We start from the raw sequence: 436 nt of genomic DNA, 5'->3' as shown, positions 1-436 counted from the left end.
CCCAACACCCAGCCTTGTCTGCCACATGTTTGAAGTCATCAACTCCGCCTTCAATGGGTGTTAATGGTGTACAGGTCGTATCAAACACACCTGTCGGTGCTCCATCGGTGCCAACATCCGCCACATACTTGCCAAGCTGAGACGAAAGGCCCGCATGGGGGTGACTCTGTGTTGAATGGAACTGTTGCAAATTTACCTTACGCATCCATGTCGAACGATGGGATAGGTTAGAACGCATATGCTCACACAGTCGCCATGTCCAGCGTTGATGGGCAAACGCCATATAGAGTGTATTTTTCGCTGGGTAGACCAAGCAGCTTTTCGTTTCGCCTTTGCTGCCACGCTGATGCGCAGGTTTATCCGCTTCATCGTTTGACCAGTCAATTTTGGTCAACTCATACCCTTTCACCTGATACTCATCAAAAGTCTTATCCGT

General features: G+C 49.3%; 1 protein-coding gene. It reads right to left on the bottom strand.

What is annotated here, in order from left to right; all coding sequences use genetic code 11:
- On the bottom strand, nt 1-436 hold a 436-nt coding region (locus QTN94_RS20700; RefSeq protein ID WP_331428694.1), incomplete at both ends, for a toxin VasX.

Source organism: Vibrio sp. M250220, from assembly GCF_036533795.1.
Lineage (GTDB): Bacteria > Pseudomonadota > Gammaproteobacteria > Enterobacterales > Vibrionaceae > Vibrio.
The sequence above is the reverse complement of the archived record's forward strand: the minus strand, read 5'-3'. Positions and strand labels throughout refer to the sequence as shown.